The following is a 23558-nucleotide window of genomic DNA, read 5'->3' as shown; positions in this document are numbered from 1 at the left end:
CATGGCAGGGATCAGCAGCATCGTCGACGCCGCGTTTGATCGCAGCAAGGTCGCGCTCCTGCTCCTCGTGGTGCTTGGATATCTCGGTGTCAGCACGTATCTGACGGCCCCTCGCGAGGCGGATCCGGATATCCCCCTGCCCTTTGTCAGCGTGATCCTGCCCCTACCCGGTGTGGCGCCAGAAGACGCAGAACGCCTGCTGATCCGCCCGACAGAAACCGAGCTGCAGAACCTTGAGGGGCTGGTCCAGATGGACGCCGCAGCGTTCGACAGTGTCGCCCAGTTCATGCTCGAATTCGAGCCGGGGCTCGACATGGATCAGGTGGTGATTAACGTGCGCGAGGCGGTGAGCCGCGCAAAGTCTGAATTCCCGGCCGCAGCGATGGAACCTCAGGTTCGCGAGATCAATGCCCAGACCATGTTCCCGGTCATCAAGGTGATCGTCAGCGGCGAAGCGCCCGAACGCGCCCTGCTTGAGGCTGCGAAGGCCCTGCAGGACAGGCTGATGGCGGTTCCCGGCGTCATGGATGTGGAACTGGTCGGCGACCGCGAAGAAGTCGTCAATATTGTCATCTCGCCTGAAGCCATGGCGTTGTACGGCCTGACCCCCCTTGAGGTCAGTGGCGCGATCCGGAACAACAACACGCTGGTGACGGGCGGCAATCTACGTTTTGAGGACGGCAGCTACGCGGTTAAACTGCCCGGACTGCTTGAATCGCTCGATGACCTGCGTGCAGTGCCGGTTCGGGCAGACGCCAACGATATCGTGACCCTGGGCGACATTGCCGAGATCCGCCGAACTTTCGACGATCCCGACGGCTATGCCCGCTTCAACGGCAACACCGCCATTGCGCTCGATGTCACCAAGCGGTCCGACATCAACCTCCTTGATCTGACAGAGGCGGTGAAGACGCTCTCCCTGCAGACAGCCGCAGAGTGGCCAAGCACCATGACGGTGTCCTTCATGGGCGACACCTCAATTCTTGTGGATTCGATCTTTTCGAGCCTGACCGCGTCGATCGCGCTCGCCATCATCCTCGTTATGATCGTCGTCGTGGCGGCATTGGGTTTACGATCAGCCCTGCTCGTCGGTATCGCCATTCCCGCATCATTCCTGATCGGCTTCGCCTTCATCGGCTTTTTCGGCTTTACCCTGAACAATCTGGTGATGTTCTCCCTCGTCCTGTCGGTGGGGATGCTGGTCGATGGTGCCATTGTCATTGTTGAGTTGGCCGACAGGCGCATGGCGGAGGGCGCAGATCGGCGCGATGCGTTTCTGGAAGCCTCGAAGCGTATGTTCTGGCCGATCGTCGCTTCCACAGCGACGACCCTCGCCGCCTTTGTGCCCTTCCTGTTCTGGGATGCGATCGAAGGCTATTTCATGCGCTGGATCCCCATCACACTCATCCTGGTGCTGTCATCGTCACTCGCCGTAGCGCTCATTTTCTTGCCCGTGATCGGTGCCAGCTTTGGCATCCCCGACGGCATGAAACGGCGCTTCCACCTGAAGGGGCAGGTCGAGGGCCGCGAGCGGGTCGACCTCGATAACATTGATCCCACGACCCTTCCTGGCTTCACCGGCAGTTATGCACGCATGGTGGCATCGCTCGTGAAGAAGCCCGTCCTGATGATCGGCCTGACCGTGATTGGTGTCATGATGATCGGCAAATTCTTTGCGCTGTCCAACGTGCCTGTGGAGCAGTTCCTGCGGGTCGATAATGAACAGATCAACGTCTACATCCATGGCCGCGGCAATATCTCCTCGGGCGAAACGCTTGAGGTCGCGCAGGAAGTTGAACGCCGGGTGATGACCCATCCGGCCGTCGAATTCGTCTACGTCCATACCGGCCCGGAGGTCGCAAGGGGCCGTGACGCGCCGATCGAGGCCATTGCCCAGGTTGATATTGATCTCATCCCCTATGCCGACCGGGACCATAGTCTCGAAGTGGTCGAAGAAATTCGCTCGATGACGCAAGGCATCCCCGGCGTCATCGTCGAGGTTCGCCAACCCGAACAGGGACCGATGGTCGGCAAGGATGTGCAGATCGAGCTGCGCGCCGACAATTACGATCATGCCCGCGCCGCCGCGGCGCGCGTGCGCCGCTTCATGGAAGAAAGCACAACCTCCGTCGACGGACAGGTCATCCCGACCTTCATCGATATTGAAGACAATCAGCCCCTGCCCGGCATTGAATGGGTGCTCGATGTCGACCGGTCAGAGGCTGGCCGTTATGGCTTGAGTATCGCGGATGTCGGCGCTGCCATTCAGCTGGCGACGGACGGTTTGATCGTCGACACCTATCGTCCCGATGACACGGAGGAGGAACTTGATATCCGTCTCCGTTATCCCGAAGACGACCAGACATTGGGGCAGCTTGAACAGATCGAGATTGCAACACCCCTTGGCAATGTGCCGCTTTCCAACTTCGTCAAACGTGTTCCGGCACGGCAGCTCAACCGTCTTGATCGGCGCGACAGCTCGCGCCTGCTGGAGATCCAGGGCAATGCCAACCGGACCGTGCCCGGCCATCCGGTCAGCCAGGATCAGGCCACCGCGGCAATGGCAGACTGGCTGGACAGCGGGGCGCTGAGTGAAGAGTTCGGACAGTCGGTGCAGTGGCGCCTGCGCGGCGCGGCGGAAAAGACGGCTGAGACCGGCGCCTGGTTTCAGGGCGCAATGGTCGCCGCCATGGCCATGATCGGCCTGATCCTGCTTCTCCAGTTCAACAGCTTCTATCACGCGGCATTGACGCTTTCAGCTGTGGTTCTATCCGTCTACGGTGTTCTTCTGGGGGTCGCGCTGTCAGGACAATATGTGTCGCAGATCATGACAGGCGTCGGTATCGTCGCCCTCGCGGGTATCGTCGTGAACAACAATATCGTTCTGATCGACACTTATCATTCCCTGCGCCAGGCGGGGCTCGGCGTGCACGAGGCATCGATCCGCACGGCAGCCCAGCGCCTGCGGCCCGTGCTTCTGACGACCATCACCACAATCATCGGCCTGCTGCCCATGGTTTTCGAGATCAATATCGACTTCAAGCGTGCCACCGTCGGCATCGGCAACGCCACGTCGGACTGGTGGGTCCTGTTATCCTCAGCGATCGTCTATGGCCTGGCGTTTGCCACCCTGCTCACGCTCATCCTGACCCCTGTTCTGCTGGCCGCGCCAACAGAGATCGGCGGGCGGATGAAGGGCATCCTTCACAAAGGCAAAGCGATCTATAAAGAAAAACGGCCGGGAACGGGTCCCGGCCGTCAATTCGATGACCAACGCCCCGCCAGCCTGCGGGACGCAGCAGAATAATCCTTACTCAGAGGGAAAGGCCCGCATCAGCGCCTGCATGCGGCCCTTGGCGTCGCCTTCGGTTGATAGCGGCGACGCATTGGTGAACAGGTCACGATCGAGACGGCTGATCCGCGCATAAAGCGTATCGGTCTGTTCGATCAGATCGCGCAACTCCTCGGGCAGAACCTCGATATCGTTGACGGTGCGGTCATAACGCTCGGCCGGACCAATCCGATATTTGTCTTCCTGCGCCTCTTTTTCGGTCATTTCCGTGTCGCGCACCGCGCGCAGGACGAGCAACCAGGAGGCAATCTGCATCAGTCGTGTGGTCAGCCGCATGGACACGCCGGCATAGGTCATGGCCGCTTCCCGGCTCAGACTCTTGGCCGCCTTGCGTCCGCCATTGTCGAGATAAGTGGCTGTTTCTTCGACGAGTTCCATGCCATGGGCGAAGAGATTGGTGAACACCTTCGAGCGAACGAACGGAGCCAGCCGCGTTTCACAGAGCAAATCGTCCTGTAGGTCAGCGTTCCTGATTCCCATCGCAGCCTGATCCCTTATCACCATGTCGTATCCTGTCATTCATAGCCGCGTGAAGTGGCCGCGTACACTCTTGATTTCACATCACTATGAGCAACGCATGTGCCAGCAACCGAGAGATGAGTGAAATAGGGACAGTTTGCCGTGAGAAGGGGCAAACGACGACTGTCGGATGCAGGATGGCACAGCTTTGGCGCATCAGGGTTGCGGCAGTAGATCGGCGGGTGTGCCGCCTTGTCCCGCTTTCGACCAGCGACGTCCCGAAAGAGGCCGCCCCTCGCCCCGCTAAAGGCGAACTTTGTGGAAAACTAGAAGATCGATGAGGTCACAGGTCCGTCGCGGGACGGCTCAGCGCAATTCTCCGACGGCTCACACTCAGGCTTGGCGCGGGTGCGCGTTTCAGGGGCTGAAGGGTGACCCGTAGATGTTGAGGCGCGAGGCAGCGTCTCGGCTGCAGCAGCGCTTATTGGCGGTGTCGCAGGCTTTGATGGAAACGGGGCAATCGGTTTTGCCTTCGGTGCGGGGTCCGCAGGCTTGATCTGGGCTGTTTTCGCCACCGGTTTGGGGGGCGATGCGGCCGGCGGTGCTTTGACAACGCGGACAGGTTTTGCGGCCGGTTCAGGTTTCACCGAGGGGGACGGGATCTTCCGTGGTTCAGCATAGTGCACAGGCGCAGCCATCGTTTCCTGCTTGGGAGCACCTATCACCTGACGTTCGCCGTTGGCAGTGGAGATGATCGTCCGGCGACCACTGAAGCGACTGGGCACGAGGCCAAGACGAACGAGCCGGCCCTGCGGCGCAATGGCATCAAACCGCGAGAAGGTTGCGATGATCTCCTCGAGATTTTCATTTTGCGCCAGGCGATCGGCACGGACATAGAGATACAGCGTTTGCGTTACGCTATAGTCGTGGCTGTTCAGTGTACGAACGGATGGCTCGACGCCGTTGAATGAGATGGGCTCAACCCCTGAGGTGCCGCTCAGGTGCGCAAAGCCAAAGATGCCGATCGCATCGCGGACATAGCGAAGCGTATGGGCCACCGCGAAATCATTCTCGCCTCCGTCGACCCACATGCCGTCCCGGCGAAGATCAAGGGCGGATGTGAAGTAGGAAGGTGACCGACTTTCAAGCTCGGCAAGGCAGGGGAAACTGCGCGCGCCTTCCTTCAGGACAAGTTCCATCAGGGCATTCCAGCTGCCCGTCGAATTGGGTGGTCCAAAGACCAGAATGTCCCGCTTGGGCAAGTCGGAGCGTACATCCTTCCATGTCTTGCGCCGGTTCGGCACCAGGACGCAGTCGCTATTGGTGCGTGGCGTCTGTCGCGCCACGGCGAGGTAGATGTCCCGGGCGGTCAGGCTGATGTGTTTGGATTTGCTGGATTGCGCGAAGACAATGCCGTCATACCCAAGCTCGATTTCTACAAGCTGCTCGACCCCTTCCCCCGCACATTGGGATCGTTCCTGATCCAGCATCGGGCGGTTCGTGGCTGCGATCTGGATCGAAGATCCCTTGGCGCACAGGGCCGTCATGCCGTGATGAGAATTCGTCCGGTGGATGAAGATATCGCTCTGGCCATCAACCATGTCTGCGACGGCGGCCGCATAGGGCGCGACCGTCGGCGCGCCGGCAATCTGCAACGGACCCGCTTCGTCCGCGCTCGCCACGCTGACGAGCCCCGCAATCGACATGAACAGTGAGCTGATCTTTTTCATCACGCCACCTTCTGCTGGGCTTTGGTATCGTCGACCAGCCACCGCTCGAGGCATTTCACCAGCACTTCCTTGCGCACCGGCTTGGTGATGACATCCTGGAAACCCGCTTCCTTGAGGCTGCCAAAATCGCCGGGCGCCACATGCGCCGTGAGGGCAATGATCGGGGTAGAACGGCTGCGTCCCGTGCCCTTACGGATTTCCGTCGTCGCTTCGATCCCGTCCATGACAGGCATCGAGATATCCATGAAAATCACATCGAAACGCTGGCTCGCGGCTTTCTCAACAGCCTGTTTGCCGTTGACCGCCATGGTGGCAATGCCGCCAAGCGGCTTGGTCAGTGCCTCGGCCACCATCCGGTTGGCCATGTTGTCGTCGACGATCAGCACGTCAAAGCTGGTCCTGCGAGCCCGCATGGTAAGCGGCTCTTCAAGCGGAATATTGATTGAAGCAACTTCCTCGTCATTGAGGGCCGTGGGATTGGCGACGGTCAGCGGTACGTTGATGAAGAACTTCGTCCCCTCACCCAGCGTGGAATCGAGATCGACCGTGCCCCCCATCATCTCGACCAGTTCCTTGGCAAGGGCGAGACCGACGCCAAGGCCGCCATTGCGCGACAACATGGAGCCTTCGTTCGAGAATTTCTGGAAGATCGTTTCCTGCCGCTTGCGCGAAATGCCGGCGCCGGTGTCTGCGATCATCACGTTCAGTTCTGCCTTGGACGTGTTGCCGCCCTGGACATCCGCCAACAATGAGACCTTACCTTCGTCCGTGTACTTCACTGCGTTGTCGAGCAGGTTCATCAGGATCTGCTCAAGACGGGCGGAATCGCCAAGGATGCTCAGATCCTGAGGGATATGCATTTCACTTTCAAATGCCAGCCCCTTCTGCTGGGCCAGCAGCTTGGCCGCGCGCGCTGGGCGCCGGATGGAATCAATGAGCTCGAAATTCTCTTTCTGCAGCTCCAATTGGCCAGAGCTCAGGCGGTGGGTATCCAGAATGTTATTGAGCAGCGACAGAAGATGGTCGCTGGCAGCGGACATTTGCGAGACTTCGTCGGAAACGGCCGTCGTGCTCTGATCCTTGATGACATTCGCCATGCCGAGAATGGCGTTCAGCGGTGTCCGCAATTCGTGGGAGGCGGCTTCCAAGAAATGGCCTTTGGCCTCAATGGCGGCTTCTGCCTCGTCCCGCGCCTCCTTGGCGCTGATCTTGGCGCCTTCCACTTCTTCAAAGGCACGAGCGATTTCCCGGCCCATCGGCCTGAAGATGACAAGCGTAATGACACCCAGCATGCCCAGCGCGCACAGCCAGAGAACGAGGTCCGTGACCTTGGACAAAATGTTGTCGCGCGACGCTTCGGCCTCAAGGATCCGCACCATCAGACCGTGCGTCTGCATCATCGAATTGGTCGCCGCGTCAACGATATCACTGCGCAAGGTCGCAGCAGCCGTCCATTCCTTCGAATACGGATCAAGCGCAGCTACCGTTTCGGCGTTCTCGAGAAAATAGGTGACCTGCCCGTCAAACCGCGAATAGCCGTTCTGGTAAATCCCTTCGAGGGGCTGGATGAACCGGTGCAGCCGCTTGCTCTCTTCGGTCAGTCCGGTGAGCGTCATGTGCGCCGACCGCATGTGATCGATGGTGGTTTTCAGCTCGACACGCAATTGTTCGATCCGCGCCGGCGTTTCCGTCCGATCCATCGCCTTGACGAGAAAGCCGATGCGTTGGGACAGGGCGCGCTGCTCTGTGACGAGAACAACCGCGCGGGCGCGATTGGTCTCGATCATCGCCACGCGGAACGATGCCGCAAAGGTGACCGTGACAGCCACAGCCAGAAGCGCCAGCGCCAAGATGTAGCGGCGTTGGAAAATCTGACGCAGGCGATCCGATGCGCGACTCATTCCGTGTGTCCAATTGTGATCCGAGCGCAGCCACCCTACATCCCGCTAGGTCATTATTTGGTTAAACCCCACAAGGCCTTGTCTCTGCTGAGGTTCACGGCCACGCGAAGGACAGAAACTCATGCGCGCAGTAACCATGAATGGCTTCGGGGATCCGTCTGTACTGACCATGGGCGACGTCCCCCGGCCGACGCTGGCTGATGGCGAAATCCTGATCCGGGTCACAGCGGCGGGGGTCAACCGGCCGGATATTCTTCAACGCCGGGGCATGTATCCTCCACCGAAGGGCGCGAGCGAGATTTTGGGGCTGGAAGTTGCTGGCATCGTCGAAGAGCGGGGACCGGGCACGGATGGTATGGTGAAGAAGGGTGCGCGCGTCATGGCCCTCCTGCCCGGCGGCGGCTATGCTGAATACGCTACTGTCGATGCGCGCCATGTGATCCCTCTGCCCGACATATTGAGCGATGAGGAAGGCGCGGCACTGCCCGAAACGCTCTACACCGTGTGGACCAACGTCTTTGAGGCCGGCGCCGCCCAGCCAAGCGAGACTTTATTCGTCCACGGCGCGACCTCTGGCATCGGCACCATGGCCGCTACCTTGGGGCGCGCATTTGGCCTGACTGTCATGGGAACGGCGGGCACAGACGCGAAATGCCGCTGGGCCGAAGAGAACGGATATGCCCGCTGTTTCAACTACAGGACTGACGACTGGTCGTCCCTGATGCAGGACACGGGCGCCGATGTGGTGCTGGACATGGTTGGCGGCGACTATGTCGGGCGCAACCTGACCTTTCTGCGTCCCGGCGGTCGTCATGTGTCGATCGCCTTTCAAGGCGGCATGGAGGCGCGGTTCAACATTATCGAGGTGATGCAGAAGCGTCTGACCCTCACGGGCTCAACCCTGCGAGCGCGGCCGGCCGCCGAGAAAGCGCGCCTGACCGCTGAAATCACCCGTGTGGTCGGCCCCCGTCTGGGCCGCGGCGATGTCCGGCCGATCATAGACCGCAGTTTTCCCCTCGAACAGGCCGCGGCCGCCCACGAGCACCTTGAATCAGGGGAAATTGCAGGGAAGGTCATCCTTACCTTGTGAGGGGCGCGACAGTCTTCTATATGCCCTTTTCTAGGCGTTCTCGCCCTTCCCCCACTTCCAGAGGTCATGGCGCCGCTGGCCCAGCGGCGGGCGTGTGCATTTGGCGCTGCGGCGAGACGAAAAATGGAGATTAAAGGATGACCGACCGGCCACTTATGCCCAAGGCCACCGCTGTGTGGCTCATCGACAATACGGGCCTCACCTTCGACCAGATTGCAGCGTTCTGTACGCTGCACCCCCTGGAAGTCAAAGGCATTGCCGACGGCGATGTGGCCGCAGGCGTGCGCGGTATTGACCCGATCGCTCAGCATCAGCTGACCCGCGAAGAGATCGAAAAAGCGGAAAAAGACCCGGACTACCGGCTGAAACTGTCAAAACCGAAGACCGTTGTCGCCCAGCCCAAGAAAACGACACGCTACATGCCGCTGTCACGTCGTCAGGAGCGGCCGAACGCGATTGCGTGGATCGTCCGCAACCACCCCGAAGTGCCCGATGCGCAGATTTCCAAGCTGTTGGGCACGACGAAGACGACGATCCAGGCGATCCGCGACAAGACCCACTGGAACTCCTCACAGCTGGAGCCGCAGGATCCGGTCGCTTTGGGCCTGTGTACCCAGTTCGATCTCGATACCGCCGTTCAGAAGGCCTCGGCTCGCCGTGCCGAAATGGAAGCCGCAGGCCAGGTCCCGGAAGGCGCCAAGCTGGCACCAGCATCGGAAACCGAACGGGCAGACAGCGATTCTGAACGCACCAGCAAGACGGACCTGTCGCAGGTTTTCGCGAACTTCACAGGCGGCGGCGACAACAAGGACTGATCCCGCCTCGATATGTTGTGATCATCAAGAGCGCCGAGCCATCGGCGCTTTTTTTGTGCGCTGCCGAATAATTTTCCGCTGCCGATGCAAATTCTTGGGAATTGCATCATATTGATGCGGCGATCCTGATTTGCCACGGGTGGCAGTAGACGACCCCAGGGGGTACCCAAGATGACGAGCGACAATTTCCCCGATGCCTTGGTCACCACTGAGACACGCGATTATGACGAACCTGCGGTGAAGCTGCTGGCGATGTCGCTCCTGCAATTTTTTCCCGGCACGCCGGATATCATTCTCATCTGTCCTGAAGCGAGCGACGCCCTGAAAGCCTGGGCCGCCACCCAGGCGCGGATTACACTGGACACGACACCGCTCGAAGGCAGCTTCAGCTATAATGTGAAGCCACAGACATTCGAACGGCTCTTCGATCAGGGTCACCGCAAGGTCATGTGGTTCGACAGCGACGTGATCATCGGGCCCCGGTTCGGGGAGATGGTGCATCCTCACCTGACAACGCCCATCGTGGTCGCAGAAGAACCAGCGATCACACCTTATCCGCCCTGTGCCGCGATGACGGCTGGCTTTGGCTGGCCGGTCGGCCGCGAGCTGCACCGGGTCATCAACACCGGCATTGTTCAGCTGACATCTGATCATCGTGAACTCATCGCAGACTGGAAATCGATCCTGCTGTCTGATGAATATCGCGAGACCCAGTTCAAACCATGGAACCAGCGTCCGGCCCGGATGCTGGGCGATCAGCAGGTGCTGACGGCTCTTCTGGGCGCAGAGAAATATGCAGACATCCCGATGGTGTACCTGAAGGAAGGGACGGAAATCATTCAGATGTTTGGCCCGGCTGGATATTCGCCGGCGGACCGTCTGCGCCAGACCAAAGACGGTCTCCCCCCGATCGTTCATTCCATGGGCCACAAGCCCTGGCGCGATCACAGCCTCGCCACGCAATCCAGGATGCGTCAGGTCTACGACCGTCTGCACGGGGAGCTTTCACCCTATATGGATGTCGCTCGTCACGTTGCTGGCAAGCACCGGCCTGAGTTTCCGTGGCTGGACAACGCCAATGCCGTGAGCAGCGCGATGCGGTGGATGACGGGCAATAATGTGGCGCTGGCCGGCCTACCCCTCGCTGTTCTGGATTCATCCGTGCGCAAAACAAAGCGGCTTCTGGGCCTTGATGAAGTCAAGGAAGCCTGAGAACTATCAAGCGATTATTCGCCGAGCTGGCTCTGCAGGTAACGCTCTTCACCAATCTGGTCGATAATGCCAAGCTGGGTTTCGAGGAAATCGATATGTTCCTCCTCGGACTCTAGAATCCGTACGAGGATTTCCCGGCTGACATAGTCTCTGACGCTGTGGCAATAGTCGATGGCTTCGATATAGAGCGGATGTGCGCGTTTCTCAGCGGCCAGATCAAGCTCGAGGCATTCCTTCACGCTCTCGCCGATATAGACCTTGTCCATGTCCTGAACGTTCGGCAGGCCATCAAGGAAGAGAATGCGTTCGATCAACTGATCCGCATGCTTCATTTCGTCGATGGATTCTTCGTACTCGACCTTGGCGATTCGCTCGAACCCCCAATTCTTGAACATCCTTGCGTGCAGGAAATACTGGTTGACCGTAGTCAGCTCAAGCTTGAGCGCCTTGTTCAGGTGCTGAAGTACTGCGGGATCGCCTTTCACGCGCCTGCTCCTTGTCAGAATGTGCCGGAAGCCGGCGTTGGTCGAGAGGCTAAACTTAGCCGTGTTTCAGCCCAAACGCCACGCTCAACCGGCCGATGCCTTGCAGGTCTTCTGGGCGCCCTGCCCCTTCATCATCCTGACCACGTCCGGCACGCACTTGCCGCATTGAGCAGCCCCGCCGCAACGACGGAAGACATCAGACACACTTGATGCATTGCTGTTCACGGCAGCAGCGAAGTCGCGGTCTTTGATGGCGTTGCACAGACAGACATACATGAAGAAAAGCTCCCACTGATCTCTTCAGCCCCTCACTTAATGCTATTGCGAATTATTGTCAATTGCAAAGACGGTAGTCTTCTATCGCCCGGATCGCCAGGGACCGCCCCGGTAGACACCGTGGCGGGACCGCAATAGCTGCAGGTCGTCGGCCGTATCCACGTCCAGCAGGGTAGTCGTCGTTGAAATATCAAAAGCGGTTGGCAAACTGGCGATGGTGTCGCTCAGCGCATTCTCAGTGGACCACCGGACACCATCGAACAGGGAGACTGCCGGCCTGCGGCGCGCAAGGCCAATGAGCCAGTATCCGCCATCCTCAGCCGGTCCGAAGACGGCATCGTCTCGGCCGAGCCGATGGAACGCCATCGCGATGTCAGCGAGTTCGAGCTGCGGCGTGTCCGTCCCGATGATGACCACGGGACCGGGCGGCAGCGACCGGACCACATGGGTCATCCTCTGGCCCAGATCACCCTGCCCTTGGGACACGCGCTGTACCCCGGTGGGCCAGCATGAAAATCGGGCGGTGGGCGACGCATTCACCGCGAGTTGGGTCGTCCATCGAGGATCCTTGCTCAATCGGTGCAGCAGGCGCGCCGTTGCGTGGCGATAGAACCAGACTGCCGCCGCTGTGCCGATCTCACGATTGAGGCGTGTCTTGACCCGGCCCGCCAGCGGCGGCTTTGCCATGACGACCAGATGTTGGCGTCGACGATCGGCCATAATAAACCTCCAGAATGTCGGCAGGTGGCACCCCTTTCCGATACAGGCGGATGCAGCGGTTATTCTTCAGCACGCGCGATATATACCCATCGCGCTGATACCGTTCGGCAGATGTGATCGCGCGAGGCGAGAGGATGGACAGGCACCCGTCGCCACCGGGCCAGGCGGCCTGTAGCCGGTCGATGAGGTCGACATCCTCGAACAGCGGCAGCGGCGCATAGCCGCCAACCGCATCATAATGCTGCCGTGAAATCAGCAGCCCTTGATCACCATAGGGCAGACCACGCCACCGCGTTCGCAGATTGGCACCCAGCGCGACAAGCCAAGGACGAAGGCCGCTTTCTGCAAATTTCAGTCGGAACGTCGCGGCGCGGCACTGTCCGGGGATGGTCATGAATTTGAACGCCGCCTCGTCCCAGCCGGTTTCAAGGATCGTGTCCGCATGAAGGAACAACAACCATGGCCCCCGCGCAATGTCTGCCCCGGCACGCAATTGCTGGCCGCGCCCACGAGGCCCCTCGACAATCACGGCCCCGGCATCATCAGCAATCGCCAGCGTTCGATCCGACGATCCGCCGTCGCTGATAATCACCTCACGGATCACCCCCCGATCATTGGCCGGCAACAGGGCCGTGAGCGTGTCCAGCAGAGCGGGTCCGGCATTGAGAGTGGGGATGACAACGGAAATCATGATCCCTTGTTCGCCCAGCGTCTTGGTTTTGTCACGCACCGTGCGCGCCTCACCAGAAAAAGAAATTTTGTTCTTGCTTTGTTCCTTTCTTTGGGGAATCTATAGGCATGGCCCGCGCTGCGTCCCCTCCTTTTCGCCCTACCCTACCGCCACAGGGACGGGGACGTGGCGCGCGGTCAAATCAAACGGGGCGTTATGAGAAAGACGTCCGTGAACAGATAGATGACGGGTGGACCGACGAGATGCCGCCCGACCCGCGGACAACGGTGCAACTCGATCCTGTTCGGCGCATCATCACCTATAATGAGAGCCCGTATGTCGGCTTTGACCGGTCGATCAATCCGTATCGGGGATGCGAGCATGGGTGCATCTACTGCTTTGCACGTCCCACGCACGCCTATCTGGGCCTGTCCCCGGGCCTCGATTTTGAAACCCGCCTCTTCGCGCGGCCGGGTGCGGCCGATCATTTGCGGCGCGAATTATCGGCTGCGCGGTACAAGATCGCGCCGATTGCCATCGGCACCAATACTGACCCCTACCAACCTGTGGAACGCAAGTTTCGGGTCATGCGAAGCGTGCTCGAGGTGCTGTCCGCCTTCAACCATCCCGTTTCTGTACTGACGAAATCGGATCTGATCATGCGCGATATCGACGTCTTGTCGGGCATGGCCCAGCGGGGTTTGGCGCGGGCCATGGTGTCCGTCACCACACTGGACCGGCGACTGGCCCGGGCGATGGAGCCGCGCTGTCCGCGACCGGACCGCCGTCTTCTGGCGATCAAGGCCTTGTCCGAGGCGGGAATACCGACGGGCATCATGCTGGGGCCGATGATCCCCGGACTGTCGGACCACGAACTTGATGCCCTGATGGAAGAAGGTCGCGCCCATGGGGCCGTCTATGCTGCCTATACGATCCTGCGCCTGCCCCAGGAGGTCGCGCCCCTATTCCAGGAATGGCTTGAGGCCTTTGCGCCCAATCACGCCAGAAAAGTGATGAATCACATTCGTGAGATGAATGATGGCAAGATCTATGATGTGAACTGGTCCCGGGCCGAGGGACCGCGAGGCGCCTATGCGCATCTTCTGAAACAGCGCTTTGATGCCGCCTGGCGTCGTCACGGCTATCGCGAAATGCCACGCCTTCGCACCGACCGATTTGCCGTCCCGCGCGCGCCATCCGATCAGGGCGATCTGTTCGGCTGAACATATTTCGGAATCACCTTATCATTCGCCGATGCCGCATGCCGAACCCACGCTTGATGTCGAGACCAATCTGGCAGCCCGCTGGGGCGGCCCTGTCGCTGGTATCGATGAGGCAGGACGCGGCGCCTGGGCCGGGCCCGTGGTGGCGGCCGCCGTCATTCTCGATGCGGCGGCGTGCCCGGTCGGCATCAGGGATTCCAAGAAAATACCGGAACGCCGCCGCGACGAAATCGCTGACGCGATCCGCGCCACGTCGCGGGTCGGTGTCGGAATCGCCTCCCCCGCCGAAATCGACCAGATCAATATTCTGCAGGCGACCTTTCTGGCCATGCAGCGCGCCGTCGCAGACCTTGGCCCCGGTATCGCCGGCGCATTGATCGACGGAAAAATGGCGCCCGACCTTGGCGCCTTGCGCACCGAAACTCTGATCAAGGGCGACAGCCTGTCCCTCTCCGTGGCCGCAGCGTCGATCATCGCCAAAACCACACGGGACGCCATCATGCGGGGGCTGCATGCTGATCATCCTGGCTATTTATGGGCACGCAATAAGGGGTATGGTGCTGCAGCCCATGCCGCCGCGCTCGAAGCCGTAGGCCCCTGCCCCCATCATCGGCAATCCTTTGCACCGATTGCGCGCCTCATCCGCTAGGCTACATTCACGGTTTGTTTACTTCGGTAATTATTCCGTTAACGAACAAATTTCAATTTGCTTAACGCCCTGTTCAGGAAGTCGGGAGTCTATTCATCCCGTATGATGGATGAGGCTAGCATGACCACTCCCCCCGTAGACACGATCATCAATGGCGAATGCATCGAGGCGATGCGGCAACTGCCCGACGCCTGTGTCGACCTGGTCTTCGCCGACCCGCCCTATAACCTGCAACTGGGTGGTGATCTGACGCGTCCGGATCAATCAGCTGTCGACGGTGTGACCGATGCGTGGGACCAGTTTGAGTCTTTCGCCGCCTACGACGCATTCTGCCGCGACTGGCTGGCCGAGGCGCGCCGCGTCCTCAAGCCGAATGGCGCGCTATGGGTCATCGGTTCCTATCACAACATTTTCCGGCTGGGCGCAGCCGTGCAGGATCTGGGTTTCTGGATTCAGAATGACGTCATCTGGGTGAAATCCAACCCCATGCCCAATTTTCGCGGCACACGCTTTGCCAATGCGCACGAAACACTGATCTGGGCCGGCCGGTCGCAAAAATCGCGCCTCACCTTCAACTATCACAGCCTGAAGGCGGGTAATGACGATATTCAGTTGCGTAGTGACTGGACCTTCCCGCTGTGTACGGGCGGTGAGCGGTTGAAGACGGATGGCCGCAAGACCCATCCAACCCAGAAGCCTGAAGCCCTGCTCCACCGCGTTCTGGCCGCCACGTCGAAACCCGGCGATGTGATCCTTGATCCGTTCTTCGGCACGGGGACGACAGGCGCCGTCGCGAAAAAGATGGGCCGGCACTATATCGGCATTGAGCGCGACCAGGCCTATGTGAAGGCTGCCACTGAACGGCTGGCCGCGATCACGGCTGGCGACGCCGATCTGAGCACGCCGCTGCCCTCACCGCGAAAGCTGCCGCGGGTTGGCTTTGGCCAGTTGGTCGAGAGTGGCCTTATTTCTCCCGGTACCACACTCTATTGCCCGAAACGGAAGCTGCGCGCGCGCGTCAAAGCCGATGGCTCGGTCAGTGCCGCAACCTTTTCGGGCTCCATCCACAAGGTCGGTGCCGAGTTGCAGAATGCGCCCTCCTGCAATGGCTGGACCTTTTGGCACTATGAACAGGCGGGCAAGCTGGCCCCCATCGACTCGCTCCGGTCACTCGTCCGGCAACAGATGAACTGATCGCTGCACCACGCTTCTGCAAAAAGGCCCGCCTTCCCGGCGGGCTTTTTTGTGCGAACAGGATTCGAAGTCACCGGCCGCCAAAGAAAAAGGGCGACCCGAAGGCCGCCCTTTCCCGAACTGATATCCAATCGTCAGATTAGAAATCGTATTTGATGCCGAAGCGCATTTCCCAAAGGCTTGGGCCGACTTCGACCGAACCTTCGCTGGCCGAACGGGCGTTCGAGTAGACGAACTGACCGTCGACGATCGAAGCGTTGACCACGTCAAGCGCACCAGGGAAGCCCTGCTGGCGCAGAACGCCATAGTCGCTGTCGATGAAGTTACCGACGTTTTCGAGGACGATGTAGGCTTGGCTACGGTGACCTTCGAACAGACCTGGCAGGTCCTGGCTGACGCGGAGGTCAAACTTGGTCCACCAGTCATCGTGGCACGAGTTACGATCTGCGATCTGACCGCGCTGGTCAGACAGGCACTCTTCGCTGTTGACCAGGGCCAGAACAGCTTCCTGCGTTTCAGCTGAGTCATAAGACACGAGCGGATCAGCAGCGCCGGTTGGCACGTAGAACAGGTTGTTGTCGAAGAACGTTGGTTCGCCGAACGTGTTGCCGAAGGTGTAGCTGTAAGGCGAACCTTCAGATGACTGGCCGAACAGGCTGAAGCGCGTTGTGTACTCGGCGAAGAAGTCTTTCTCGTAATTCACCTGCAGCGTGAACCGGTGCGGAATTTCGTAATCCGAAGTTGCCGTCGTTGGGTTCAGCGCGTCAGAGCGCGTGAAGTTCTGGTAGTTCGAGAAAGCCACCGAAGACGTCATTGGGTTGGTGTCTTCAGATTCCGTGTACGCATAGCCGAATGTCCAATCGAGACCGAAGTCATAGGATTTGGACAGGGCAGCGGACAGAGACAGAGAGTAACCCGTGTCGCCAGCGTTGCTCAGAACGAAGTCATCATCGTTACCGGCATAGAGTGGACGACCGTCAGGTGCCGTACCGGTCTTCGTGTAGGAGATCGGCGTGACGTAAGCTGAATCCTTGACTTTCGAGTACAGAATGTCGGCCATCAGCGTATAGCCGTTGCCCATCCAGTCATATGCACCGTCGAAGTCGTAGGTGAAGCCCAAGGCGTATTTCCACTCCGAAGGAATTTCGAAGTTCGGGTCCAGAGCATTCACAGCACCACGACCGTTGGCGTTTGCAACAGCGTCGATGCCTTCCTGTGGAATGTCGAACAGCGGACGGCCACCATTATAGGTGTAGTCCGTGATGATGTTTGTGCCGCGCTCTTGGAATTCGTAGAGCGTCACACCGTTGTTCGAGTAGTTGTTGGAAATCCAGACGTTCGGGTTACCACCAGCGAACAGACCTGCACCACCGCGGATGCTGAAGTCTGAGTTCACGTCATAGGTAAAGCCGAAGCGAGGCTGAATGACCGACTTGCCATCGAGGTTGTCGTCGTTCCGGATGCCGTATGCTTCCTGGAACGCGGCGTTGTAGATTGGCTTGTCGTCCGATGTGTAGAAATCAGCGCGCACACCCAGAACCACGTTCAGGGCATCCGTGACCTGCCAGTCGTCCTGTGCATAGGCCGTGGTGATTTCGTAAGCGAACTTGGCAGCGCCATCGTCCACATTGTTCGTACCCGCAGCGTTCTCGTAGATCACGCGGTTCAGGTCGCCCGATGCGAAGTCAGCGATCGAGTCAAAGCGGAACTCGCCTTGGCTTTCCTGCACGAAGAGGTTGAACACGTCGAATTCTTCGCGCTCAACACCAAAGGTGAACAGGTGGTTGTCGTAGGCGTAGTCAGCCTTGGCTTTGTACGTCCACAGCTCATAGTTCAGCTCGTTTGAGTGACGGCTGTCATCTGGACCCAGATAGACGATCGAGTCGCCGACATTGATCTGGACTTCACCGATCTGGTCAACGAGGCCGCCGAAGCTGTCCTGGATATTGTCGAGGTCGATGTAGGAAATCCGGACTTCGGTCGACAGAGCGTCGGTCCAGGTGGAGTACAGCGAACCGGCATAGGAGTTCAGAGTCGCGCCACGCTTATAGAAGTGGTTGAACTCTGGCAGCTCGTTCGGGTCGTTGTCCGATGGGCTGTTGGAGTAGCCGTCATTGTAGTTGTACGTGAACGACGCGCGCTGGCCGTCCATGATGTTCCAGTCGAGTTTGACCAGAAGCTTTTCGTCTTCATTGTCGAGCGACGTTGGCAGGCCACCAACGGTGTAACCGTACACGTCAGAAGCGATGTCGACGATCTGCTGGTACTCGGCGTCAGTGATGCCTTTGCCCGTTGGCGTGTTGTTGCCGAACAGGTCAGAGCCTTCCTGCATTTCGTATGCAGCGAAGAAGAACAGACGATCCTTGATGATCGGGCCACCGACGTTGAAGCCGTAGCGCTGCTCTGTGTAGTCGCCATTGTCGACGTCGCCGAATGGCAGTTCGTCGCCTTTGAAGTAGTCGCTTGTGTAGTCGAAGAAGGCGCCGCCGTGGAATTCATTGCCGCCGGACTTGGTCACAGCGTTGATGTTGCACGAGGTGAATGAGCCGTACTCAACGTCAAATGGTGCGAGCTCAACAGCAACCTGGCTGATGGCGTCGTAGGAGAACGGAATGCGCTCGGTTGGATAACCGTTCGAGTTCAGACCGAAATTGTCGTTCAGGCGGATGCCGTCAACTGTCAGCGAGTTGAAGCGTGGGTTGGCACCAGCACACTGAACAGCGTCAGCAAACGATTCGTCGAGATAGACGCGTGGGTCCAGACGAACGATGTCTTTGATGTCGCGGTTGATGGCAGGCGCGTTTTCAAGAACGTCGATGCCGAACGCAGCCGATGGGCCGGTTGCGAGGTCAGAACCAACGGCAGAAGCCTTGCCGACGACAACGATCTGGTCTTCGGAACCGCCTTCGAGATCGAAGGTCAGTGACGTCACGTCACCCAGGGAGAGGGAGAGATTCTCGACCTGCTCACCTGCAAAGCCAGCAGCGCCGACCGTGACGGTGTAATCGCCGGTGACGGCGAGGTTGCGGATCTGGAAGCGACCGTCGCTGTTCGAACGAACTGTGCGGCTCGCGCCTGTCAGCGTGTTGTCTACGGTAACCGTTGCACCGGAAATTGGCGCACCGGCCTCATCAGTCACAACGCCGCGAATGGCACCAGTTGTTTCCTGCGCAAACGCAAGGCTGCCCACCAGCGCGAACGTAGCGGCGCCAGCCGCCAACGTGCTCTTGAAAGTCATGTTGTTATACCCCGTTAGAGAATGATTGAAGCCGTTAAGCCACGCGGCCCCGCTAGGCGCTTAATGCGACAGTTTCATAACAAACAAGGCACGTTGGTCAGCGACGACGAATCCTTTTCGCAGTTGCGATAATTTCGCAACAGATTCGCTGGCGATCCCGTCATTTGGGATAGCGTCACATTTTTTCTGGAACAGGAATTCCCAATACAGTCAAAACACTATTGAGCTGTTCGAAGGTAATACGTGAAAGTCGTAGGCGAGATGAACGACGCTGGCCATCTGCTTCATCACCGATCCGACAATTGGCATAAAATCGCGAGAAGGCCTGCGCGAGGGTAAATGCGTGGTCGCAAAGCACGTGGGGCATGCGTTTCTCATAAGCCCCCTGAACCGCATCGGCGTAGAGAGAAAGCTCAAGCGCAAGATCGATTTCGGCTGGATCCTCGATGATCAGCGGCGCATCGCCCCCGTCGCTTCCGGCTTTCTGCAGAACCGACCGGATGCGAACCGTCGCATATTGCAGATAGGGGCCGGTCTTGCCCTCGAAGGTCACAAAGCGTTCCGGATCGAACACATAATCAGAGGTCCGCGGATTTGAAAGATCGGCGAATTTGAGAGCCGCGATACCAACGCGGCGAGCGATCTCCTGCTTCTCCTCTGGACTGACATCCTGGGCCATGCCGCCCTGGTCGAGACGTTTGGTGGCTTCGCTCACGACCTGATCAATCAGATCACGAAGGCGCAACACGCCACCGGCCCTGGTCTTGAACGGCTTGCCATCGGTGCCGTTCATCGTGCCGAACCACATATGCTCCAGCCGGTCGGCTGACATATAGCCCGCGAGATCAGCAGCGCGGAAAACCTGCTCGAAGTGCTCGCGCTGGCGGGCATCGACGACATAGACGACACGGTCCGCCGAAAGCTCGCGCTTCCGTTCGATGATGGTCGCCAGATCCGTCGAGCCATAGCCGACAGAGCCGTTGGACTTCACCACCAGCAGGGGCGGAATCTCTTTCTTGTCGTCCTCGCGGGCGACACGGATCACCCGGGCCCCGTCACTTTCCTCAAGGAGCCCCTTGGCCTGCAGTTCATCGACCATGGGCGCGATCAAGGGATCTACGTCGGCCTCCCCTTTCCACAGGTCGAATGTGACGCCGAGTTCGCCATAGTCTTTTTCAAGCGCAGCTTTCGAGACATCGACAAAATGCTGCCATAGCGCCCGGTAGCCGGGCCGGCCCGATTGCAGCTCGACCGTTGCTTCCTGTGCCTCGGCCAGACGCGCGGGATCTTCCTTACAGGCAGCCGATGCCTTGGGATAAAGCCGCGCAAGGTCGTCGACCGTCACAGGGCTCTCGGCGGGATACGGCCCTTCATCGGCTTCAGCAAAATAGGGAAGGTCCGGCTGCTCACGCTTCAGCTCAGCAATCAGCTGGCCCATCTGGAGACCCCAGTCGCCCAGATGGATGTCCCCCAGAACGTCATCGCCGACGGTGCGGAAAAGACGTTTCAGACACTCGCCAATGATCGCCGCCCGCAAATGGCCCACATGGAGGGGCTTGGCGACATTCGGCCCGCCGTAATCAATGATGATCCGCTCCGGATCGACCCGCTGCCAGGCGCCCTTGTCGTCGTCTGCAGCGATCGCGTCCAACGCCCCGACCAATACCGATTGCGGCAGATCGAAGTTCAGGAAGCCAGGGCCACCAATGGTCACGCCGGTGAGGATAGAAGACTCCGCCAGTCGGGCAGCGACAGCTTCCGCAATCACCCGCGGCGGTTTGCCAGCCGCTTTGGCGGCTGCCATCGCACCATTGCATTGAAAAGGAGGCAGTTCCTTACGGCCGGACCGCTGGACGCGGCCCAGGGCGGCATCCAGTCCTTCAGCTGCAAAGGCCTCGCCCACCTCCGCCGAAAGACGGTCCAGAAGCGATTCTTTGGTCATAATGTCAAATTGAAGTCTTTAGAGATTGGGGAATTTCAGGCTTTCACCCGACCGGTTGAACAGCACCTGCTGACGGTCAAGGGAAAGGCCCACGGCAATTTCAAAGTTTGTCCCGGCGGTGTCGCCATCTTTCCGGGGAATGACAATGCCATCCACATCGTCAGACAGGCGAACCGTGGCGATACCGCCCTCGATTTTGACGGGCACCGTGAATTCGGTCTTGGCGATGACTTCGCGGTTTCGTCGCGTGACGGCGACGAAATAGGTCAGGTCCTTGACGGTCCCCGACGCTGCAGGTCCCTTGCCGACAGCGAAGTCGATTTCCACCGTCGCCGTGATCGGGCGATCGGCCTGGATCCGGCAGGCGGTGCGGACATCGGTAATCTCGGCGGACCATGCCACGTTGTCGAGCGAAGGATCGCCAACAAAATCAATCATCCGCGCGGCATCTTCGAGGGCAAAGACGTTCGGGCAGACGCCGATATTCTTCTCGCTGGCGAGACGCATGGTTTCGAGACTTTCGCCGACAGAGCCACAGGCACTCAACGACAGAAGGGCGGCGGCGGCGAGGACAAGTCTCATCATGCACTCCAGATTAGCATACAGCTTTTGACAAGCGGCGTTGTTCCCTATGTATAGACATGAAATGCGCGCCTGACGCTAGCCCTGCCTTGGGTGAAAGGATCTTCATGACGAACACCCTGCCGCCGATCACCGTCCGCCTTGCCGCTCCGCGCGGCTTCTGCGCCGGTGTCGACCGCGCCATCCAGATGGTCGAGCGGGCCATCGAACGCTACGGCGCACCGGTCTATGTGCGTCATGAGATCGTTCATAACGAAACCGTGGTTGGTCGCCTGCGCGATCTGGGCGCCGTCTTCGTCGATGAACTCGACGAAGTGCCCGATGACCGTCCTGTCCTGTTCTCGGCCCACGGTGTACCCAAATCGGTGCCCGCCGAGGCCCAGGCGCGGCAGCTGATGTTCCTCGATGCGACCTGCCCGCTGGTCTCAAAGGTTCATATCGAAACCGAACGCCATGCCCGTGACGGGCACCACGTTCTTCTGATCGGCCATGCCGGTCACCCGGAGGTGGTGGGCACGATGGGCCAACTGCCTGACAGCGCCATGACCCTGATCGAGACCGAAGAGGACGCCGAGACATTTGAGCGCCCCGAGGGCGGCCTGGCCTATGTGACCCAGACCACGCTGTCGGTTGATGACACGGCGAGGATTGTCGAGATCCTGAAGCGGCGCTTCCCTGACATTCATCTGCCGCACAAGGATGACATTTGCTACGCGACGACGAACCGCCAAGAATCTGTGCGCGCTGCTGCCGCCGATGCGGATGTGCTGATCGTCATCGGGTCGGAAACCTCATCCAACTCCAAGCGCCTTGTGGAAGTGGGCGAGCGCGCGGGTTGTCCCTACGCGGTGCTGGCAGAAAATGCCAACGCCCTCGACTGGGAAAAGATCACTGCGCTCCAACCTTCAATCGTTGCCCTGACGGCCGGCGCTTCTGCACCTGAGGAAGTGGTGCAAGGGGTGATCGAGGCGTTCCGTCGGCGGACCGATGTTTCTGTGGTCGAGGTTGAAACCGCCACCGAAGGTGTCACCTTTAAATTGCCGCGCGAACTGGTCTAGGCGGCCCCCCATGGCTGTCTATACCCGCGTTGACGAATCCGCCCTGACCGAATTTCTGGCTCGCTACGACCTGCCCCCCGCGACCGTGTTCAAGGGGATTGCGGAAGGCGTTGAGAACTCCAACTACCTTGTAGAGGCTGGCGGGGAACGATTCATCCTGACCCTCTATGAGAAGCGGGTGAATGCGGACGACCTGCCCTATTTTCTCGGTCTGATGGATCATGTGGTTGAGAAAGGCGTGCCCGCCGCCAGCCCGGTTCACGACAGGACAGGTGAGCGCCTGCAGACCCTGTGTGGTCGGCCCGCGGCACTGATTACTTTTCTTGAAGGCACCTCGCCGGACAGCCCCAGCCTGAGCCAGGCCCGGGTCGCAGGTTCAGCCCTTGCCTCCCTGCACGCCGCGACAGCTGATTTTGCGGGCGCTCGACCCAACGCATTGGGCCCGCGCGGGTGGGCGGACATGGTCGACAAATCTGGACCGCGTCTTGATGAGATCGAGGCGGGTCTGCATGACGAAATGCACGAGGCCGCGGCAAGCCTGATTGCCGAATGGCCCACCGACCTGCCCTCAGGCACCATTCACGCAGACCTTTTCCCGGACAATGTCCTGTTCCGCGGAGATGAAATCGCGGGCATGATCGACTTCTATTTTGCGTGTACGGACATCTACGCCTACGACCTTGCCATCTCCATGAACGCCTGGACGCCGGAAGGGACAACGGAAACGGCCCGCGCCCATGCGTTCCGCCAAGGGTATGAGAGCGTGCGCCCGCTTTCTGGAAAAGAACAGGCTGCCCTCCCCCTTCTCCTGCGCGGTGCGGCCTTGCGGTTCCTTGTCACCCGCGCCTATGACTGGCTGCACCAGATTCCGGGCAGCCTTGTCCGGGTCAAGGACCCCAAACCCTATCTTGAACTTCTGCGCCTGCACCGGGACAACCCCGCGGCGTTCAGCAAGGACTGAC

General features: G+C 59.6%; 19 protein-coding genes. 9 read left to right on the top strand and 10 right to left on the bottom strand.

Annotated elements, in window-relative coordinates:
* Position 1: 1 nt before the first annotated feature.
* Positions 2–3307 (top strand): efflux RND transporter permease subunit, encoded by a 3306-nt coding sequence (locus tag RUI03_RS01915; RefSeq protein ID WP_317288597.1) that lies wholly within the window; start codon positions 2–4, stop codon positions 3305–3307.
* Between the two features lie 3 nt (positions 3308–3310).
* Here RUI03_RS01915 and RUI03_RS01910 read toward each other — a convergent pair whose 3' ends face one another.
* From RUI03_RS01910 to RUI03_RS01900, 3 genes are all read right to left on the bottom strand, one after another.
* On the bottom strand, positions 3311–3832 hold the full coding sequence (locus tag RUI03_RS01910; protein ID WP_317288596.1) for a DUF1465 family protein: 522 nt from the start codon (positions 3830–3832) through the stop codon (positions 3311–3313).
* A gap of 305 nt (positions 3833–4137) precedes the next feature.
* On the bottom strand, positions 4138–5541 hold the full coding sequence (locus tag RUI03_RS01905; RefSeq protein ID WP_317288595.1) for a PstS family phosphate ABC transporter substrate-binding protein: 1404 nt from the start codon (positions 5539–5541) through the stop codon (positions 4138–4140).
* Positions 5541–7442: an ATP-binding protein gene (locus RUI03_RS01900; protein ID WP_317288594.1), complete on the bottom strand. Its 1902-nt coding sequence runs from the start codon at positions 7440–7442 to the stop codon at positions 5541–5543. Before RUI03_RS01900 ends, RUI03_RS01905 begins: the two co-directional genes overlap by 1 nt.
* A gap of 121 nt (positions 7443–7563) precedes the next feature.
* Here RUI03_RS01900 and RUI03_RS01895 point away from each other — a divergent pair, with 121 nt between their 5' ends.
* From RUI03_RS01895 to RUI03_RS01885, 3 genes are all read left to right on the top strand, one after another.
* Positions 7564–8532 (top strand): NAD(P)H-quinone oxidoreductase, encoded by a 969-nt coding sequence (locus tag RUI03_RS01895; protein WP_317288593.1) that lies wholly within the window; start codon positions 7564–7566, stop codon positions 8530–8532.
* 137 nt (positions 8533–8669) lie between these two features.
* Positions 8670–9347, top strand: a complete 678-nt coding sequence (locus tag RUI03_RS01890) for a DUF1013 domain-containing protein (RefSeq protein WP_317288592.1) — start codon at positions 8670–8672, stop codon at positions 9345–9347.
* 171 nt (positions 9348–9518) lie between these two features.
* A complete protein-coding gene (locus RUI03_RS01885) occupies positions 9519–10559 on the top strand; it encodes a hypothetical protein (RefSeq protein WP_317288591.1) in 1041 nt (346 codons plus the stop codon).
* 14 nt (positions 10560–10573) lie between these two features.
* Here the strand turns inward: RUI03_RS01885 and bfr are convergent, their stop codons facing one another.
* The 4 genes from bfr to RUI03_RS01865 all read right to left on the bottom strand — a co-directional run bounded on the left by bfr (position 10574) and on the right by RUI03_RS01865 (position 12770).
* Positions 10574–11044 carry a bacterioferritin gene (gene bfr, locus RUI03_RS01880; protein WP_317288590.1) on the bottom strand — a complete coding sequence of 157 codons (471 nt, stop codon included), beginning with the start codon at positions 11042–11044 and terminating at the stop codon, positions 10574–10576.
* 84 nt (positions 11045–11128) lie between these two features.
* On the bottom strand, positions 11129–11320 hold the full coding sequence (locus RUI03_RS01875; protein ID WP_317288589.1) for a bacterioferritin-associated ferredoxin: 192 nt from the start codon (positions 11318–11320) through the stop codon (positions 11129–11131).
* A gap of 81 nt (positions 11321–11401) precedes the next feature.
* On the bottom strand, positions 11402–12040 hold the full coding sequence (locus RUI03_RS01870; protein WP_317288588.1) for a TIGR04282 family arsenosugar biosynthesis glycosyltransferase: 639 nt from the start codon (positions 12038–12040) through the stop codon (positions 11402–11404).
* Positions 11958–12770 carry a TIGR04283 family arsenosugar biosynthesis glycosyltransferase gene (locus tag RUI03_RS01865; RefSeq protein ID WP_317288587.1) on the bottom strand — a complete coding sequence of 271 codons (813 nt, stop codon included), beginning with the start codon at positions 12768–12770 and terminating at the stop codon, positions 11958–11960. The genes RUI03_RS01870 and RUI03_RS01865 overlap by 83 nt, the downstream gene beginning before the upstream one ends.
* A 68-nt stretch (positions 12771–12838) precedes the next feature.
* Between RUI03_RS01865 and RUI03_RS01860 the strand changes: the two genes are divergently transcribed.
* The 3 genes from RUI03_RS01860 (at position 12839) to RUI03_RS01850 (ending at position 15776) form a co-directional block, all read left to right on the top strand.
* Positions 12839–13933, top strand: coding sequence for a PA0069 family radical SAM protein (locus RUI03_RS01860; protein ID WP_317288586.1), 1095 nt, complete (start codon positions 12839–12841; stop codon positions 13931–13933).
* Between the two features lie 31 nt (positions 13934–13964).
* Complete coding sequence (locus RUI03_RS01855) at positions 13965–14582, top strand: ribonuclease HII (RefSeq protein ID WP_317288585.1); 618 nt, start codon at positions 13965–13967, stop codon at positions 14580–14582.
* A gap of 120 nt (positions 14583–14702) precedes the next feature.
* Positions 14703–15776, top strand: a complete 1074-nt coding sequence (locus RUI03_RS01850; RefSeq protein WP_317288584.1) for a site-specific DNA-methyltransferase — start codon at positions 14703–14705, stop codon at positions 15774–15776.
* 139 nt (positions 15777–15915) lie between these two features.
* Here RUI03_RS01850 and RUI03_RS01845 read toward each other — a convergent pair whose 3' ends face one another.
* From RUI03_RS01845 to RUI03_RS01835, 3 genes are all read right to left on the bottom strand, one after another.
* Complete coding sequence (locus RUI03_RS01845) at positions 15916–19014, bottom strand: TonB-dependent receptor (protein ID WP_317288583.1); 3099 nt, start codon at positions 19012–19014, stop codon at positions 15916–15918.
* A 175-nt stretch (positions 19015–19189) separates the two neighbouring features.
* Entirely contained in the window at positions 19190–20956 is a 1767-nt protein-coding gene (argS, locus tag RUI03_RS01840; protein ID WP_317288582.1) for an arginine--tRNA ligase, read from the bottom strand.
* An 18-nt stretch (positions 20957–20974) separates the two neighbouring features.
* Positions 20975–21541, bottom strand: a complete 567-nt coding sequence (locus RUI03_RS01835) for a hypothetical protein (RefSeq protein ID WP_317288581.1) — start codon at positions 21539–21541, stop codon at positions 20975–20977.
* A gap of 104 nt (positions 21542–21645) precedes the next feature.
* On the opposite strand from RUI03_RS01835, the gene ispH reads away from it, so the two are divergent.
* Together ispH and thrB are read left to right on the top strand one after the other, a co-directional pair.
* On the top strand, positions 21646–22596 hold the full coding sequence (gene ispH, locus RUI03_RS01830; protein ID WP_317288580.1) for a 4-hydroxy-3-methylbut-2-enyl diphosphate reductase: 951 nt from the start codon (positions 21646–21648) through the stop codon (positions 22594–22596).
* 10 nt (positions 22597–22606) lie between these two features.
* Positions 22607–23557: a homoserine kinase gene (gene thrB, locus RUI03_RS01825; RefSeq protein WP_317288579.1), complete on the top strand. Its 951-nt coding sequence runs from the start codon at positions 22607–22609 to the stop codon at positions 23555–23557.
* Position 23558 lies beyond the last annotated feature (1 nt).

It is taken from the genome of Parvularcula sp. LCG005 (assembly GCF_032930845.1).
Classification (GTDB): domain Bacteria; phylum Pseudomonadota; class Alphaproteobacteria; order Caulobacterales; family Parvularculaceae; genus Parvularcula.
The sequence above is the reverse complement of the archived record's forward strand: the minus strand, read 5'-3'. Positions and strand labels throughout refer to the sequence as shown.